This is a genomic window from Pseudomonas sp. PWP3-1b2 (genome assembly GCF_049896045.1).
Lineage (GTDB): Bacteria > Pseudomonadota > Gammaproteobacteria > Pseudomonadales > Pseudomonadaceae > Aquipseudomonas > Aquipseudomonas antarctica_B.
Window position 1 is genome coordinate 60,951 of the sequence record NZ_JAFCTN010000021.1, and the last position, 16,022, is coordinate 76,972.

At 59.3% G+C, this 16,022-nt stretch carries 21 protein-coding genes; 18 read left to right on the forward strand and 3 right to left on the reverse strand.

Annotated features, from left to right (window positions below):
* Nucleotides 1-6: 6 nt before the first annotated feature.
* From ACP7A2_RS15530 to recX, 14 genes are all read left to right on the forward strand, one after another.
* Nucleotides 7-180, forward strand: coding sequence for a hypothetical protein (locus ACP7A2_RS15530; RefSeq protein WP_016970773.1), 174 nt, complete (start codon nt 7-9; stop codon nt 178-180).
* Nucleotides 181-182: 2 nt separating this feature from the next.
* On the forward strand, nt 183-1,349 hold the full coding sequence (locus tag ACP7A2_RS15535) for a phage tail protein (RefSeq protein WP_426134915.1): 1,167 nt from the start codon (nt 183-185) through the stop codon (nt 1,347-1,349).
* A complete protein-coding gene (locus ACP7A2_RS15540; protein ID WP_426134916.1) occupies nt 1,349-1,855 on the forward strand; it encodes a phage major tail tube protein in 507 nt (168 codons plus the stop codon). Before ACP7A2_RS15535 ends, ACP7A2_RS15540 begins: the two co-directional genes overlap by 1 nt.
* Before the next feature lie 178 nt (nt 1,856-2,033).
* Nucleotides 2,034-2,606, forward strand: a complete 573-nt coding sequence (locus ACP7A2_RS15545; RefSeq protein ID WP_426134917.1) for a phage tail assembly protein — start codon at nt 2,034-2,036, stop codon at nt 2,604-2,606.
* Entirely contained in the window at nt 2,603-2,728 is a 126-nt protein-coding gene (locus ACP7A2_RS15550) for a hypothetical protein (RefSeq protein WP_017844653.1), read from the forward strand. The genes ACP7A2_RS15545 and ACP7A2_RS15550 overlap by 4 nt, the downstream gene beginning before the upstream one ends.
* 5 nt (nt 2,729-2,733) lie before the next feature.
* Nucleotides 2,734-4,662 (forward strand): phage tail tape measure protein, encoded by a 1,929-nt coding sequence (locus ACP7A2_RS15555; RefSeq protein ID WP_426134918.1) that lies wholly within the window; start codon nt 2,734-2,736, stop codon nt 4,660-4,662.
* Nucleotides 4,662-5,045, forward strand: a complete 384-nt coding sequence (locus ACP7A2_RS15560; RefSeq protein WP_426134919.1) for a phage tail protein — start codon at nt 4,662-4,664, stop codon at nt 5,043-5,045. Before ACP7A2_RS15555 ends, ACP7A2_RS15560 begins: the two co-directional genes overlap by 1 nt.
* On the forward strand, nt 5,038-5,250 hold the full coding sequence (locus ACP7A2_RS15565; protein WP_348060543.1) for a tail protein X: 213 nt from the start codon (nt 5,038-5,040) through the stop codon (nt 5,248-5,250). Before ACP7A2_RS15560 ends, ACP7A2_RS15565 begins: the two co-directional genes overlap by 8 nt.
* Nucleotides 5,251-5,259: 9 nt before the next feature.
* Complete coding sequence (locus ACP7A2_RS15570) at nt 5,260-6,270, forward strand: phage late control D family protein (RefSeq protein WP_426134920.1); 1,011 nt, start codon at nt 5,260-5,262, stop codon at nt 6,268-6,270.
* Nucleotides 6,271-6,512: 242 nt separating this feature from the next.
* Nucleotides 6,513-7,064, forward strand: coding sequence for a glycoside hydrolase family 19 protein (locus ACP7A2_RS15575; RefSeq protein ID WP_426134921.1), 552 nt, complete (start codon nt 6,513-6,515; stop codon nt 7,062-7,064).
* On the forward strand, nt 7,052-7,552 hold the full coding sequence (locus ACP7A2_RS15580) for a lysis system i-spanin subunit Rz (RefSeq protein ID WP_426134922.1): 501 nt from the start codon (nt 7,052-7,054) through the stop codon (nt 7,550-7,552). The genes ACP7A2_RS15575 and ACP7A2_RS15580 overlap by 13 nt, the downstream gene beginning before the upstream one ends.
* An 81-nt stretch (nt 7,553-7,633) precedes the next feature.
* Nucleotides 7,634-8,134 (forward strand): CinA family protein, encoded by a 501-nt coding sequence (locus ACP7A2_RS15585; RefSeq protein WP_348060535.1) that lies wholly within the window; start codon nt 7,634-7,636, stop codon nt 8,132-8,134.
* A gap of 83 nt (nt 8,135-8,217) precedes the next feature.
* Nucleotides 8,218-9,276: a recombinase RecA gene (gene recA, locus ACP7A2_RS15590; RefSeq protein ID WP_375069561.1), complete on the forward strand. Its 1,059-nt coding sequence runs from the start codon at nt 8,218-8,220 to the stop codon at nt 9,274-9,276.
* Nucleotides 9,277-9,284: 8 nt separating this feature from the next.
* Complete coding sequence (recX, locus tag ACP7A2_RS15595; protein ID WP_348060531.1) at nt 9,285-9,752, forward strand: recombination regulator RecX; 468 nt, start codon at nt 9,285-9,287, stop codon at nt 9,750-9,752.
* Between the two features lie 142 nt (nt 9,753-9,894).
* Here the strand turns inward: recX and ACP7A2_RS15600 are convergent, their stop codons facing one another.
* Nucleotides 9,895-11,007 carry a TIGR00730 family Rossman fold protein gene (locus tag ACP7A2_RS15600; RefSeq protein WP_426134923.1) on the reverse strand — a complete coding sequence of 371 codons (1,113 nt, stop codon included), beginning with the start codon at nt 11,005-11,007 and terminating at the stop codon, nt 9,895-9,897.
* A 381-nt stretch (nt 11,008-11,388) separates the two neighbouring features.
* Nucleotides 11,389-11,829 carry a PA3611 family quorum-sensing-regulated virulence factor gene (locus tag ACP7A2_RS15605; RefSeq protein ID WP_426134924.1) on the reverse strand — a complete coding sequence of 147 codons (441 nt, stop codon included), beginning with the start codon at nt 11,827-11,829 and terminating at the stop codon, nt 11,389-11,391.
* A gap of 179 nt (nt 11,830-12,008) precedes the next feature.
* Between ACP7A2_RS15605 and ACP7A2_RS15610 the strand changes: the two genes are divergently transcribed.
* The 3 genes from ACP7A2_RS15610 to ACP7A2_RS15620 all read left to right on the forward strand — a co-directional run bounded on the left by ACP7A2_RS15610 (nt 12,009) and on the right by ACP7A2_RS15620 (nt 14,070).
* Entirely contained in the window at nt 12,009-12,728 is a 720-nt protein-coding gene (locus ACP7A2_RS15610; RefSeq protein WP_426134925.1) for a tRNA-uridine aminocarboxypropyltransferase, read from the forward strand.
* Between the two features lie 252 nt (nt 12,729-12,980).
* Nucleotides 12,981-13,631 carry a response regulator transcription factor ErdR gene (gene erdR, locus ACP7A2_RS15615; RefSeq protein ID WP_426134926.1) on the forward strand — a complete coding sequence of 217 codons (651 nt, stop codon included), beginning with the start codon at nt 12,981-12,983 and terminating at the stop codon, nt 13,629-13,631.
* Nucleotides 13,632-13,707: 76 nt separating this feature from the next.
* Nucleotides 13,708-14,070 (forward strand): diacylglycerol kinase, encoded by a 363-nt coding sequence (locus tag ACP7A2_RS15620; protein ID WP_426134927.1) that lies wholly within the window; start codon nt 13,708-13,710, stop codon nt 14,068-14,070.
* Nucleotides 14,071-14,073: 3 nt separating this feature from the next.
* Here the strand turns inward: ACP7A2_RS15620 and ACP7A2_RS15625 are convergent, their stop codons facing one another.
* Nucleotides 14,074-15,000: a LysR family transcriptional regulator gene (locus ACP7A2_RS15625; protein ID WP_348060520.1), complete on the reverse strand. Its 927-nt coding sequence runs from the start codon at nt 14,998-15,000 to the stop codon at nt 14,074-14,076.
* A gap of 123 nt (nt 15,001-15,123) precedes the next feature.
* Between ACP7A2_RS15625 and fpr the strand changes: the two genes are divergently transcribed.
* Complete coding sequence (fpr, locus tag ACP7A2_RS15630) at nt 15,124-15,903, forward strand: ferredoxin-NADP reductase (protein ID WP_003189055.1); 780 nt, start codon at nt 15,124-15,126, stop codon at nt 15,901-15,903.
* The last annotated feature ends 119 nt before the right edge of the window (nt 15,904-16,022 follow it).

Below are 16,022 nucleotides of genomic sequence, written 5' to 3' on the forward strand. Positions count from 1 at the left end.
AAACCCATGCATAACCGCCAAACCTACACCGTCCTCATCCCATTCCCCACCGGAGGTGGCCACTGGTCCACCGCTGGCGAAGAACTGGAATTGCTCGACGTCGAAGCATCCGCCCTGCGCACCGCCGGCCGCCTGGAACTGACCAGCGTCCTCAACTCCACACCCAAGAAGGCTGACTAACCATGGCTGAGGTTCTGAACTTCGAGCACAACGGCATCACTGTGAATGCCACCGAATCCCCCGAGGCCATGGGTGGCCTGGGCGATAACGTGATTGGCCTGGTCGGCACCGCGCCGAATGCCCATGCGTCGATCCCGAAAAACGCGCCGTTTCGCATCAACAGCTTCACGACTCAGGCGCTGCTGGACCCTACCGGCGCTGAGTCGGGCACGCTGTTTCAGGCGGTGTACCAAATCCTCAAAGTGGTCAAGGTGCCGGTCTACGTGGTGATCGTGGAGGAGGGCGCTACCCCGGCCGACACGCTCAACAATGTGATCGGCGGCAATGAGCCCACCACCGGCCGCAAGCTGGGCCTGGCTGCGCTGGCCAGTGTGCCGGAAGACCTGACCATCATCGGCGCGCCTGGTTTCACGGGCACCAAAGCGGTGGCCGGTGAGTTCGCCTCGTTCGGCAAGCGCATCAAGGCTCGTGTGGTGCTGGATGGCAAAGACGCCAGCGTCGCTGATCAAGTGACCTACAGTGGCGAGCTGGGCGGTGCCGACCTTGGCTTCGACCGTTGCCTGCTGGTGCATAACATGCCGTCGGTGTACTCCAAGGTCGCGAAGAAAAACGTGTTCCTGTCGCCGTCTTCCCTGGCCATTGCCGCGCTGGCCAAGGTCAAGCAATGGGAAAGCCCGGGTAATCAGGTGACGTTCGCCGAGGACGTTTCCCGCGTGGTCGAGTACAACATCCTCGACACCTCCACTGAAGGCGACCTGCTCAACCGCTACGGGGTGAGCTACTACGCCCGCACCATCCTCGGTGGTTTTTCGCTGCTGGGTAACCGCTCCATCACCGGCAAGTTCATCAGCTACGTCGGCCTGGAAGACGCCATCAGCCGCAAGCTGGTCAAGGCTGGCCAGAAAGCCATGGCCAAGAACCTCACCAAGTCCTTCATGGACCAGGAGGTCAAGCGCATCAACGACTGGCTGCAAACTCTGGTCGCCGACGAGACCATTCCCGGCGGCAGCGTGTACCTGCACCCGGAACTGAACAGTGTCGAGAAATACAAAAACGGCACCTGGTACATCGTCATCGACTACGGCCGCTACGCGCCGAACGAACACATGATTTATCAACTCAATGCCCGCGATGAAATCATCGAGCAGTTCCTGGAGGACGTTCTCTAATGTTTACCAACCGTGTAAGACAGGCCATTGCGGCCACCCTTCAAGGCCTGCCGTTGTCCGCAACAGTGGAAGAGTTCACCCCGCCAATCATTGATTTCGAGATGGAGCCGATGACCGGCGGCCGCTTTATCGCCGAAGAAATGGCCAAGAGCGGCAAGGTGCTCAACGCGACGCTGATGCTGCAAGGCGTCGGGCCAGAAATCATGCTGGCGCTGGGCGTGAGGCAGGGTGAAGACATCCTGCTCAACGTGCGTGAAGCCGGCCAGGATCAGGACGGCAAGACCTACTTCACCTACCACACGGTCGGCGGCAAGTTGAAAACCCTGACCGAAACCAAGCTGAAGATGGGCGATAAGGTCACGACCACTCTGGCCCTGTCCTGCCGCACCTACAACCGCCTGGAAAACGGTATCTCGGTGATCGACATCGACGTGCGCACCCAGAAGTTTGTGCTCAACGGTGTGGACATCCTCGGTGACGCCCGCCGCGCGGTACTGATGCCTTAAGGGCGAGTGTGATTTGAAGCGAGCACGGTCACATGTGGGAGCCGGGCTTGCCCGCGATGCAGGCGACTCGGTATGTCTGCTGCACCCAGGTGATGCCATCGCAGGCAAGCCAGCTCCCACAGTGATCGCGTCCGTTTTCAGATCGTTTTTCAACCACGTTTCAACAAGGAATTGCCCCATGGCCTGGATGCCCCCGCTGCACCTCCTGCTCTCGCCGATCACTGCCGACACCGGCGCGTCGATTGAGCAGGTTCAACTCAAACCGCTGTACTACGCCGCGCAAAAAGATGCGCTGGCCCGGGCCGGTGACGACGAGGACGATCAGTTCTTTGAACTGGCGAAACTCGCCACCGGCCTGTCGGAAAAAGAGCTCGACCAGCTCAAGCGCCCGGACTACGTGAGCATCGCTCAATACGTACACGAAATGTCGACGCTGCCTGCCTCGTTCTTCCTCGGTAAAGGGGATGAGCCGTCGAACTATGAACAAGTGCAATTGCTGCTGCCCCTCGATGCCGCCGGCCGCAGCCTGACCGCAGTGAGCCTGGAAATGCCAGCCCTGCGCGCTACCAAAGCCATGAAAAAACTCGCCACCAACAAAGAACGTGCCGAGTTCATTACCGCACATTGCACCGGCCTGATGATCCCCGACCTCGCTGGCCTGACCGTTCCCGACTGGACGGAACTGCAGGAGCGTATCGACGATTTTTTAAATCAACCGGCGGACTTCTTTCGGAGCGCGACATCGAAGTGATCCTCGATGTGGTGCCACTGATTTACTCGGTCAATGAGGCGGAAATCCTCGACTGGGACGCCGGAAAAGCATTGCGCCGCTACGACATCGCGATCACTCGCCTTGGCGTCAAACAGGAGTAAGCGGTATGCAGGACACGTATTCGCTCGCCTATGCCATGACCAGGGATGGCCAGGGTATTTTTGGTAGCACAAGCGGCGCCAAGGGTGCCGATATCGTCAATCCAGGCCCTTTGGTGCCCAACAGCCTTGAGGAGGCCGCGCCGCTCTCGCCGATGAGTCTTGCGCTCACTAACGCCGGCGTGGAACTCAGTGGTCTCTCGCTGTCTTTGGAGGTGTTGCGCACTAGCGTGGACGCGCTCGAAGCTTCCTTGTCGGGGCTCACTGCGCTGGGTGTTGATCCGCCGTCGTCGCGGCCTACTGCGTTGGGTGTTGAGCCGCCTATGTCGCGGCTCAATACGGTGGACATTCAATCGTCCAGAACCGAGCAGAAGACATCCATTGAACTGACGTCGAGCACATCGGAAGAACTGCGCCTGACGCGTGAAGCCCTGACGTTTCGGGATGTGCAGAGTCTCGATCCGGTTGCGGCCTTTCAGCGATCAAATGCCAGCCTTTCGTTTGATGCGAAAGCCACCTCGGAAAAATCGATAACGGAGCGGCGGGAAGAGTCCACAAAAAGTGCAGAGCGTCTGACCAAGACGCTTGAACCCGCGCCGATTCTGGGGGAAGACACATGGCTGCGAGCCAAGACGCATGTGTTGGACGCTACCAACGAATGGGTCAGCCAATCACCTGCTGCCGCCGAGACGCTCAAAACAACTGGAGCGGTGATGTCGTCAGTGGTTTCTCCGCTGGTTTCCGAACTCGTTTCCGGCGTGGGCGACAAGATCAAAGACCGGGTGGCGGGCAATCTGGTCGACTTAACGTTGGGTAAACTGCCTGGCGCGGCTGGGAAGCTGTTTAAGGAAGACGGGTTCGAAAAGGATAAGACGTGCTGCTGTAACGACGCGACCCAACGCTCACCGCGCAGTCGCCGCACCGCCCGCAGAAGCACGCCTGCCGGAAAGAAAGGTACTCAAAAGCCGAAATCGCAGCGGCCACAAAAGCCGAGGAAACCGCAGAAATCGCTGAAGCCGAAGAACTCTCAGCACTCGCAAAAGAAACAAGCGCCCGCGGCGAAGCTGGCGGATGCGAAGCTTGTTCCGAAAAAAACTGGTGGTGCCTCCGCTTTATTGCGCGGTGCTTGGCAGAAGGGGGTTCAGTCGCTATTCCCCGCCTATTCATCAGGAGGCAATCCGGGTGCTCCCGCTCAAGCTCCACAAGCAGGTGGGGCTCAGACGAAAAGCCGAAAGAACAACAGCGTTCCCGGTCAACCGCCCTCAGGCAAAGGGCCAGGGCTGAATGGTGCAGTGGAACGGGGGCTTGTACCCCTGTCTTCCGAAGTCCGGACAAAAAACCTGCCACTCACACAGACCGTCAGCCATGAGCGTTCAGCCGCACCTGTGGCACATCCGCCGAAGATACCCGGCTTCGGCCTGTTGGGCACGATGAGCAAACTGGAGTCATCCGCCGCTCGCCGCCTTGGCCCGCTGAAGTATGTCGACACTGCCATGGATGTGGTCCAGGGCGTGCGCAATGGCGATGCAAAAGCGGTCGGCGCCGGCCTGAGTTCAGCCGGTGGCGCTTGGGCAGGAGCTTCCGCGGGTGCCGCCATCGGCACCTTGATTTTCCCCGGCGTCGGCACCGCAGTCGGCGGCGCCATCGGTGGCTTGCTCGGCAGCGAGGCAGGCAGCTGGCTCGGTGGAAAGTTGTTTAGCGCAACGGATCGCCTGCCTGCGCCAGACGCGGTGAGCAAGGAACTCAATAGCGCGCGTACCGACAGCGTCCAGCTCACCCTGGCTCCGAGCATCCAGATTACCGGCGTGAACCCGGCCGATGCCCAGCAGGTCGTCAACCAGGTGATCCAGGCGCTGCAATTTCAGTGCATGCCGATGGTCACTGACGCCCTCGGTATGCGGCGCAACGCGGCACTGGCCGACCATGGAGGTGATTGATGCGACAACAAATGGTGCTGGGCGACTTTATTTTTGGCCTGTCCCGAGGCTTTGCCTATTCCTCGTTGACCCGCAACACCGACGGCGGTTGGAGCGACCTGGCAATTATTGCCAGCAAGTCCCTGTCACGGCAGAGCGGGCAGAAACTGGAAAAACTCACGTTCGGCGGTACGGCCATGTACGCGGTCGGCATGGCGCGACTGGACGAGTTGCGCGCGTTGCAAAATGCGCGAGCGCCGTTGCCGCTGGTCGATGGTATTGGGCGCAATTGGGGCCTGTGGCGGATTAATTCGCTGGTCGAAAAACAGAGCAACGTGATCGACGATGGCACCGCCATGGTCATGGTCTGGACCCTGGTCCTGGAGGAGTTCATCAATGCGTAGAGTACGAAGTATTGCCGGTGATTCGGTCAACCTGCTGCTCTATCGCGAGTTGGCTCGCTGCGACGACGCCGCCGAAGAAACTCTCTGGCGTTTGAACCCCGGGCTTGCTGAATACGGCCCGGTGCTGCCGGCGGACGTGTGGGTGGTCGTGCCGGAAATGGCAACGCGGCCAAGTGCCGTGCGACCTGTTTTGGCCTGGGATTAAGGAGGATGCATGGCACAGGGATTCACGCCGATTGTAGAGTTTTATGGCGCTAATGCGGCGCTGCTCAATGAACGCCTGATGCGCTGGAGCCATACCGACGCCTCGGGTGTAGAGACTGACCGGTTGGAACTGAGCCTCAATATCGAGGGGCTCGAAGGCCTGCCAAGCTTCAACGGCAAAATAGGTTTACGCGTCGGTTACCGGGAGACTGGATTAGTGGAGAAGGGCGAGTTTGTCGTCACCCAGCGAACTCCCGTGCTGTTTCCCATGAGATTGATGATTGTGGCCACCGCTGCACCCTTCAGCATGGTCGACGCCAGCGGTTATCGCCAACGCCGATCCGCCAGTTACGGGCCGACCACTTTGGGCGCGCTGTTTCGCCAATTGGTCAGCCGTCACGGTTTCTCGCCGCGCGTGGCGCCTGCGCTTGAAGGCATTGCGATTCCTCATATCGACCAGTCCAACGAAAGCGACATGGCGTTCATCACGCGCCTGGCCAAGCGTTACTGCGCGGTCACCAAGCCCTTCAACGAACTGTACGTGCTGGCCGAAGCCGGGCAAGTCACCTCCATTTCCCTCAAGCAACTGCCGGAAGTGAAGTTGTCGGTGACTCAGGACAACCGTCCGGGAGAGTACGCATTCATCACCGCCAAACTCGACGAAAAGACACGCGCCAAATATGAGGGCACTCGCGTCACCTGGTGGGATGCAGCCGGTGGCAAGAGGCGTGTGGTGCAAGTCGGGAATGCCCCGTTCAAAACCTTGCGCCAACCCTGCCAGAACGAAGCCGAAGCACGCAGCGTCGCCGAAGCTGAATTGCGGCGTGTGGGGCGCGAAGACTTGCAGTTGCAGATTGATTGCCCCGGCAACCCGCTGCTGGCCGCCGAAGGGTTGCTGCGGCTGGATGAAACCTGGCCCTCGTATATGCAGGGGCAATGGTCGATGACCAAGGTGGTTCATGTGGGTGACCCAGTGACGGGGTATCGCAGTTCGATCACGGCCGGAGGGTTGTCGACTTAAACAGTTAAACAATTCGCAAGGGGTGTTCATGCATCGCAGGCGCCTGTAAGCGACTTTAGGGTGGGCGTTTGCGACCACACTCAACCGACCTGATAGGTGAACGGCATGTTCAGCGGAGTTCGCATTGTTGCGTTTACTCAACATGGTAGTTCGGTGTCGCCTCCCCACAACGTCATGCTTGATGGGCAGTATCTGGATTTTTTGAACACGCAGGCGCCAGATCGTCTGAAGGACCGTATTCCATGTTAGTGACACAACTGCAGGCAATCATGCCTGGCGCAGGCACTCGAGCGGCTGCTTTCCTGGTGGCTCTCAATGTTGCAATGGCGCGTTACACGATCACCAGCCCCAAGCGCATCGCTGCGTTTCTCGCCCAAGTCGGTCACGAATCCGGTCAGTTGCGCTACGTGCGCGAACTGGGCAGCGACCAATACCTGAGCAAATACGACACCGGCACTCTGGCCGCCAGACTGGGCAACACCCCCGAAGCCGACGGCGATGGCCAGCAGTACCGGGGCAGGGGGCTGATTCAGATCACGGGGCGGCGCAATTATCTGGCGTGCAGCCAGGCGTTGTTTGGCGACGATCGCCTGTTGAGGCAACCCGAGTTGCTGGAGCAACCGCAGTGGGCCTGTGAGTCCGCCGCGTGGTTCTGGCACAGCAATGGCCTGAATGAACTGGCCGACAAAGACCAGTTCACCACCATTACCCGGCGCATCAATGGCGGGCTCAATGGGCTGGACGACCGATTGCAACTCTGGGGGCGGGCCAAGGCGGTGCTATGCGTTACCTAAGCGTGTTACGCGTGATCGGCGTCTGCCTGCTGATGGCTGTTGTATGGCAGGTGCAAGCGTGGCGCCATGGTGCTCAGCTTGAGCGGCAATCGGCGGCTCAAGCTCAGGCGCTCAGTCAACAAAGCCTGGCGGCGCTGCATCAACAACAGCTGGAACAGGCCAAACGGCTGGCGCTGGAGCAACAACTCAGCGCCGGCGATCAACAACATGCCCGGGAGCTTGCCGATGCCCAACGTGATCAAGCTCGTCTGCGTGACCGCCTGGCCACTGCTGATGTGCGGTTGTCAGTCCTTCTCGACGCCAACGACCCCGCCGGTGGTTGTGCAGTGCCAGCCACTACCGCCGCCAGCGGCGTGGTTCATGCAGCCGCACGCGCCCGACTTGACCCGGCGCATGCTCAACGAATTATCGGCATCACCGACGACGGCGATAACGCCCTGATCGCCTTGCGTGCCTGCCAGGCTTACGTGCACGCCGTCGCCCGTTAGTGTCTTGCATCAGTCTGTCGCTTGCGTGTGCGGTTTGCTCCTGTAGGGTAGGCAATTCCCCGCCCATCCCTGGAGACGACCGTGAACGAACTCACTCAATTGGCTGCTGAACTGGGTCGCCGTTTGCAGGTGCTCAACGCCCATGTCACCACGGCCGAGTCCTGCACCGGCGGCGGTATCGCAGAAGCCATTACGCGAATCCCGGGGAGCTCGGCCTGGTTTGAGGCCGGGTATGTCACCTATTCCAATCGACAGAAAACCCGGCAATTGGGCGTTCCGGAGGGGTTGTTCGCCAAGGTCGGTGCCGTCAGCCAGGACGTGGTCGAGGCGATGGTGCGCGGTGCGCAGGAAAAAAGCCTGTCGCACTTTGCCGTGGCGGTCAGCGGTGTGGCCGGGCCGGACGGCGGTTCTCCCGACAAACCGGTGGGCACGGTATGGCTGGCATTTGGCGTTGGCGAACAGGTCACCGCCGAACTCGCGCACTTCCCCGGCAACCGTGACGAGGTCCGCCGACAAACGGTAAAGGCCGCGCTAGAGGGGTTGTTGCGACGAGCTGCAGCAGAAATCGAAAATCAGGGGTAGGCGATCCCGGATCTTTGTGGAACAATACTGTCTACTTATACAGGTGTTGGCCGTCAGGCCTTATTGATTACGTGAGGACTTTAATGGACGAGAACAAGAAGAAAGCCTTGGCTGCGGCCCTGGGTCAGATCGAACGTCAATTCGGCAAGGGTGCCGTAATGCGTATGGGCGATCACGACCGTCAGGCGATCCCGGCTATTTCTACTGGCTCTCTGGGTCTGGACATCGCGCTCGGCATTGGCGGCCTGCCAAAAGGTCGTATCGTTGAGATCTACGGTCCTGAATCTTCTGGTAAAACCACCCTGACCCTGTCGGTGATTGCCCAGGCGCAAAAAATGGGCGCCACCTGCGCGTTCGTCGACGCCGAGCACGCCCTGGACCCTGAATACGCCGGCAAGCTGGGCGTCAACGTTGATGACCTGCTGGTTTCCCAGCCGGACACCGGTGAGCAAGCCCTGGAAATCACCGATATGCTGGTGCGCTCCAACGCCATCGACGTGATCGTGGTCGACTCCGTAGCAGCCCTGGTACCAAAGGCTGAAATCGAAGGCGAAATGGGTGACATGCACGTGGGCCTGCAAGCCCGTCTGATGTCCCAGGCGCTGCGTAAAATCACCGGTAATATCAAGAACGCCAACTGCCTGGTGATCTTCATCAACCAGATCCGTATGAAGATCGGCGTGATGTTCGGCAGCCCGGAAACCACCACCGGTGGTAACGCGCTGAAGTTCTACGCTTCGGTCCGTCTCGACATCCGCCGTACCGGCGCGGTGAAGGAAGGCGACGAGGTTGTTGGTAGCGAAACCCGCGTTAAAGTCGTGAAGAACAAAGTGGCCCCGCCATTCCGTCAGGCCGAGTTCCAGATTCTCTACGGTAAAGGTATCTACCTGAACGGCGAGATGATCGACCTGGGCGTGCTGCACGGTTTCGTCGAGAAATCCGGTGCCTGGTATGCCTATAACGGCAGCAAGATCGGCCAGGGCAAGGCCAACTCGGCCAAGTTCCTGCAAGACAACCCGGACATCGCTGCCACGCTTGAAAAGCAGATTCGCGACAAGCTGCTGACCCCTACGCCGGACGTGAAAGCGGCCGCTAACCGCGAGCCGGTTCAGGAAGTAGAAGAAGTCGACACTGATATCTGAATCAAACGATGACAGTTGTACTGGATACACTCGTCGCCGTTCGGCGTACCGCTATGGACCTGCTCGCTCGCCGCGAGCACGGTCGAGTCGAGCTGACGCGTAAATTACGTCAGCGCGGCGCGGAGCCCGAGATGATCGAAACAGCCCTCGACCGGTTAACGGAAGAAGGGCTGCTTTCGGAAGCACGCTATCTCGAAAGTTTTGTTTCCTACCGAGCTCGTTCCGGCCATGGCCCCGCGCGAATTCGCGAAGAGCTGAGCCAACGCGGCCTGCAACGCGCCGACATCGACCTCGCCCTGCGTGAGTGCGGTATCGACTGGTCGTCTCAGTTGGAAGACACCTGGCGCCGCAAGTTTTCCGGCCACCTGCCCATTGATGCCAGGGAGCGAGCGAAGCAAGGGCGCTTCTTGAGTTATCGCGGGTTTTCGATGGAAATGATCAGCCGCTTATTAAGCGGTCGAAACATGGACGACTGAATCTAACTTAGGGTTAACAAACTGTTGTGGCGAGGGAGCTTGCTCCCGCTGGGCCGCGAAGCGGCCCCACTACCGTCGCCCTAACACCACAAAAAAGGCCCACTATGAAAATAGTGGGCCTTTTTTTTTGCCTTCAAAAAACTCAAGCCGGCTGCGGCGTTACCCGGTGCTGCGCCTTCCCCTGAGCCTGTGCCCAGTTTTCCGGCAAGTTGATGTAGTCGACCAACTCCCGCAGCCGTCCTTGATCGCGCCCATTGAAGTTGAACACCAGCCGCGTCAAATGGCTGAATCTCGGCTCATCATGTTCTTCGCCCGAGTAGGCCAACTGCTGGAACTCACCACTCATCCGCAAACTGGCGAACTCACTCTGCAAATGAGCCAGCGCCCGCTCACTGAGCGGGTGATTCATACGCACTACAAACTCACGCTTGAGCCAGCGAGTGGAATGGAAGTTGGCGTAGAACTGATTGATTTCATCCACAGCCTCTTCAGCGCTGTACACCAGCCGGACCAGTTTGAGGTCGGTGGGCAAAATATAGCGGTTGGCTTCAAGTTGGCTGCGGATGAAATCCAGCGCGCCTTGCCAGAACCCGCCGCCGGGTGCATCCAGCAATACCACAGGCACCAGCGGGCTTTTGCCGGTCTGGATCAGGGTCAGCACTTCGAGTGCTTCGTCCAGGGTGCCGAAACCGCCGGGGCACAGCACCAGCGCATCAGCTTCCTTGACGAAGAACAGCTTGCGGGTAAAGAAGAAATGGAATGACAGCAGGTTGTCGGTGCCATCAATGGTCGGGTTGGCGTGCTGTTCAAACGGCAGGGTGATGTTGAACCCCAAGCTGTGTTGCAGGCCGGCACCTTCATGCGCTGCCGCCATGATGCCGCCACCGCCGCCGGTGATCACCATCAGGTCTGACTGTGCCAACTGCGCGCCAACTTCTCGAGCCAAGGCATACAGCGGGCTTTCAACCGGCGTGCGTGCGGAGCCGAATACGGTCACCTTGCGTCTGCCCTTGAATTGTTCTAGCACACGGAAGGCGTTGTCCAACTCGCGGATAGCCTGCAGAGTGATTTTGGCGTTCCAGCGGTTGCGGTCGTCCTGAGCCATGCGCAGAACGGTGAGGATCATGTCGCGATACAGGGGAATGTTCGGGCTGTTGGGAGCGATCAGTTGCAGTTGCGCGTCGACCTGCTGCGTGAGGTCGGCACCGTTTTGCTCAAAATGACGAAGCAGTTGGTCATTGGATTCGTAAGGCATTCAACTTCTCCTTCTTCACAGAGGCTGGGCCATCGGCGAGAGATTCGTCCGAGGCCGCGACACTTGCATGTGTCGCCTCATGCCTTAAGGCGTTGCACGGCATTCGCCAGGCGGCAGAGTGGGCTCTGTATGTTCCTTGTGATTTGGAAACCTTTGCACTGCAAGTTGCACGAGGGCAAGCCTCTTTTGCCCTGAAAATGTTACAGGACGGCGTGAAAAACACTGCAAATGGGTCGTCGAGATGAGGCGATCATGAGCCGAAAAACCCATGGCTGGCAACCGGTTATTGGTCACACATCGGGCAATTTAGCTGTCTGCAGACCAATCCAGCGGAGGGGGGCGCGCGCCGCTGGACAGAGGCGCGCGAGGGTCAAACGGGCGTTACTTTTTCTTCTTCGCAGCCGCAGGTGCCGGGCAATCGGCTTCCACGAACTTGACCGACGCCACAGGGCGGTTGGTCTTGTTCTCGGTGATGTCGTAGCGCATCACCGCACCCTTGGCCATCAGCTCGCGATAACCGCTGTTCAGGCACACGCTTTGGCCCAGTTGGAAATACACGGCTTTCGGGTTGGCGCGCATCTGTTCTGCGCGGTCCGATTGCACGCTCAGGTGATCGATCAGTTGCATGCCTTCAACGGTGTAGGCCACTTCCAGGGTTTTTTCATCGATTTCCCGTGGCAGGTCCTTGTTGCTTTCAGCCGCGACGCTTTGCAGTTTGCGGTTCATTTGGGCCTCCAGCAGCGAGGCCGCGTGGGCGGCCACAGGCATGACCAGCGCAAGGGCGACGGATGGGGCGACAAGGCGCAGCATGGAACGCAGCATGAAACTCTCCTGATTCGGTTACTGGTGCATAGACCAGCCACTGGGCTGTGCGTTCAGTGGCACGCAATTATAGGTGACCCTGCGCCACTACAGCCAGGCGTATCGCTGGTAAACTGCGGCTACTTAAGCCTTCTTCGAGTTTCGACTGTGTTGATTGACCCCTGCTCGCGGTGTATCCGATGAGCCATGCCGTTTCCCGCTTGCGCTCCCAGCGACTGGCACGGGCCGTCCGGCCTTTTCTCAACCGTGGTTCGCGCGCCGAGCGCTGCCCCGGCTGCCGGGTTATTCCCGAATACTGCCTGTGCGCCTGGCGCCCGCAAGTACCGGCGCGGTCCGCCATGTGCCTGTTGATGCACGATGTTGAGCCGATGAAACCCAGCAACACCGGTTGGCTGATCGCCGACGTCATCGCCGACACCACTGCGTTTGCCTGGTCACGCACGGAGGTCGAGCCTGGTTTGCTCACCTTGCTGGCCGATCCACAGTGGCAGCCCTACATTGTGTTCCCCGGCGAATTCGTCGCACCAGAACGCGTTGTCAGCCAAGTGAGCGTGGCAGAGGGCAAACGCCCTTTGTTCATTCTGCTGGACGGCACCTGGAGCGAAGCGCGCAAGATGTTCCGCAAAAGCCCATACCTGGAACACTTGCCAGTGCTGAGCCTCGCGCCTGAGCAGCTGTCGCGCTACAAACTGCGCCGCTCCAAGCGTGATGACCATTTTTGCACGGCCGAGGTCGCAGCCCTGTGCCTGGAGTTGGCCGACGACGCCGTGGCCAGCGAAGTGCTGGACGCCTACCTGGACGTTTTCAGCACGCATTACCTGGCGGCCAAGTTCCAGATGCCGCTGGACCCGGCGGATGAGGTGCATATTCGTCTGGCGCCTTATATACCGGCGGTATAGCCAGACGATGTGTGCATGATGGCACCGTAACTGCGCAACCCGCTAAAATGCCCGCGGGCGTAGTGCTTGACCCCCTAGGCTACGCTGGGCATGCTGAGCGCCGATTGGGGCGTAACCGTGAATTTTCAGCGTCGTTGCAGGTGTTTTTGACGTTGAGTATGCCCCGTGGCAACGGCTGCCTGGCCGTCGCCTTGTGTGTTGGCGAACCCTGAAACCATCAGGGTTCCCATAAAAAACAGGATCATTTAATCAATGGCCACATACGACATCCTGATAGCCGATGACCATCCGCTGTTTCGCAGTGCGCTGCATCAGGCCGTAACCCTCGGCCTTGGCCCGGACGTGCGCCTGGTCGAAGTGGCCAGTATCGCCGAGCTGGAAGCCCGCCTCACTGAAAAATCCGACTGGGACCTGGTGCTGCTCGACCTGAACATGCCCGGCGCCTACGGTTTTTCAGGGTTGGTGTTGTTGCGCGGGCAATACCCGCAGATCCCCGTGGTGATGGTCTCGGCTCAGGAAGAGGCTGACGTGGTGGTGCGCTCGAAGGAGTTCGGTGCCAGCGGTTTTATTCCGAAATCCAGCTCGATGGAAGCCATTCAGAAAGCGGTGCGAACCGTATTGGACGGCGACGTGTCCTGGCCGCCGCAAGCGTTCGAAGAAATCAACGTGTCCGACGAAGCCAAGGCCGCACGTGATGGCCTCGCCAGCCTGACGCCCCAGCAGTTCCGGGTGTTGACGATGGTCTGTGAAGGCTTGTTGAACAAGCAGATTGCCTATGAGCTGAGTGTGTCGGAAGCGACTATCAAGGCTCACGTCACGGCGATTTTCCGCAAACTGGGCGTGCGTACGCGCACTCAGGCGGCGCTGCTCTTGCAACAACTTGAGTCAATTTCGCAGCATTAAGATGCCACCGCTTCACGCTTTTTTGACTTTGCGTGAACTAGCTTCCCCCACTTCTTTGGTTCAGTTGCCTACTTCTATGTCGCCTTTCAAGGGTCAAACCGGTATCAAACGTATCTTCAACGCAGGGGGCTATTCCCTCGATGGCCTGCGCGCAGCTTTCACCGGCGAGGCAGCATTTCGCCAATTGGTGTTGCTGAACGTCATCCTGATTCCGTTGAGTTTCTTCCTGCACGTCAGCCGCGTCGAGCGCGCGTTGCTGATTGCCGTGTGCCTGCTGGCGTTGATTGTCGAGTTGCTCAACTCGGCGGTAGAAGCCGCGATTGACCGGATTTCCCTGGACCGCCACCCGTTGTCCAAAAACGCCAAGGACATGGGCAGCGCCGCGCAATTCGTTGCGCTGACCATGATCGCCCTGGTGTGGGCCATCATCCTGATCTAACGATCAGGCGATGCTCGGCAGCACGATCTCGTCGCTACGCTGAACCCCGGCAGTGAAGGCGCGGCACAGTTCCAGAAACTCGCGCATCGCGGAGGTCTGGTACTTCTGCTTGTGCCAGATGAAGTAGAACTGCCGGGACAGGTCCAGGTCAGGGGTTTCCACCGGCACCAGGCTGCCACGCCGAAACGCGTCACGCAGCGCCAGGCGGGAAATGCAGCCAATCCCCAATCCCGATTCCACAGCCCGTTTAATGGCCTCGGTGTGCTCCAGCTCCAGGCGGATATTCAACGCGCTACGGTGGTGACGCATGGCCTGATCAAAGGTCAGGCGCGTCCCCGAGCCTTGTTCCCGCAGGATCCAGGCTTCATGGGTCAGCTCGTCCATCGTTGCCACGCCGCGCTTGGCCAGGTGATGCTGGGGCGCGCAAAACACCACCAGTTCATCCTCCACCCAGGTTTGCACCTCAATGTCCGGGTGGCTGCAGTCGCCTTCGATTAGACCCAGGTCAATTTCGTAATGCGCAACCTGGTGCACGATATTGGCAGTGTTCTGCACATGCAGTTTCACCTGGCTTTCCGGGTGTTGCTGCATGAAACTGCCGATCAGCAGGGTGGCGAGGTAATTGCCAATCGTCAGCGTAGCGCCGACCGCCAGGGAGCCGAAACCGGACTTGCCATTGAGCAGGTCCTCGATCTCCTTGGCCTGGTCCAGCAGCGCCACCGCCTGGGGCAACAGCTGATGGCCGAGGGCGTTGAGGCTCAGGCGTTTGCCCGCGCGGTCGAACAATTGGCAGCTGGATTGACGCTCCAGCTCGGTGATCGACGTGCTGGCGGCGGATTGAGACAAGGCCAGAAGGCCAGCAGCGCGTGAGACGCTATTCTGCTGGGCGACGGCGACGAAGACTTGCAGTTGGCGGAGAGTAAATCGCATATCGATATAACCGATAACCCTTATCTTAATAATCCAGTTAACAGATATTGTCGCCGCCATTAGAATGCTGTGCAATTGCGCAACACTATTTGGCGCAGACCCATTTCCAGGAGTCCCCCGTACATGAGCAACATGAACCACGAGCGTGTCCTCAGTGTTCATCACTGGAACGACACTCTGTTCAGCTTCAAGTGCACCCGCGACCCGGGCCTGCGCTTCGAGAACGGTCAGTTCGTGATGATCGGCCTGCAACAGCCCAACGGCCGCCCGCTCATGCGCGCTTACTCCATTGCCAGCCCGAACTGGGAAGAGCATTTGGAGTTCTTCAGCATCAAAGTGCCCGATGGCCCGCTGACTTCCCAATTGCAGCACTTGAAGGAAGGCGACGAGATCATCATCAGCAAAAAACCGACAGGCACCCTGGTGCTTGACGATTTGAAGCCGGGCAAACACCTTTACCTGCTCAGCACCGGTACGGGCCTTGCGCCGTTCATGAGCGTGATCCAGGACCCGGAAACCTACGAGCGTTTCGAAAAAGTGATCCTGTGCCACGGCGTGCGCTACGTCAACGAAGTCGCTTACCGCGAATTCATCACCGAGCATCTGCCGCAGAACGAGTTCTTCGGCGAGGCCCTGCGTGACAAGTTGATCTACTACCCAACCGTGACCCGCGAGCCGTTCGAAAACGAAGGTCGCCTGACCGACCTGATGCGCAGCGGCAAGCTGTTCAGCGATATCGGTCTGCCGCCGATCAACCCCGAAGACGACCGTGCCATGCTATGCGGCAGCCCAAGCATGTTGGACGAGACCAGCGAAGTGTTGAACAGCTTCGGCCTGAAAGTTTCGCCACGGATGCGTGAGCCGGGTGATTACTTGATCGAGCGTGCGTTCGTCGAGAAGTAAGAAGTAACGACTGATTCAAAAGCCTGTGGGAGCTGGCTTGTGTGGGAGCTGGCTTGCCTGCGATAGCATCACCTCGGTTCAACTGAACAACCGAGGTGTCTGCATCGCAGGCAAGCCAG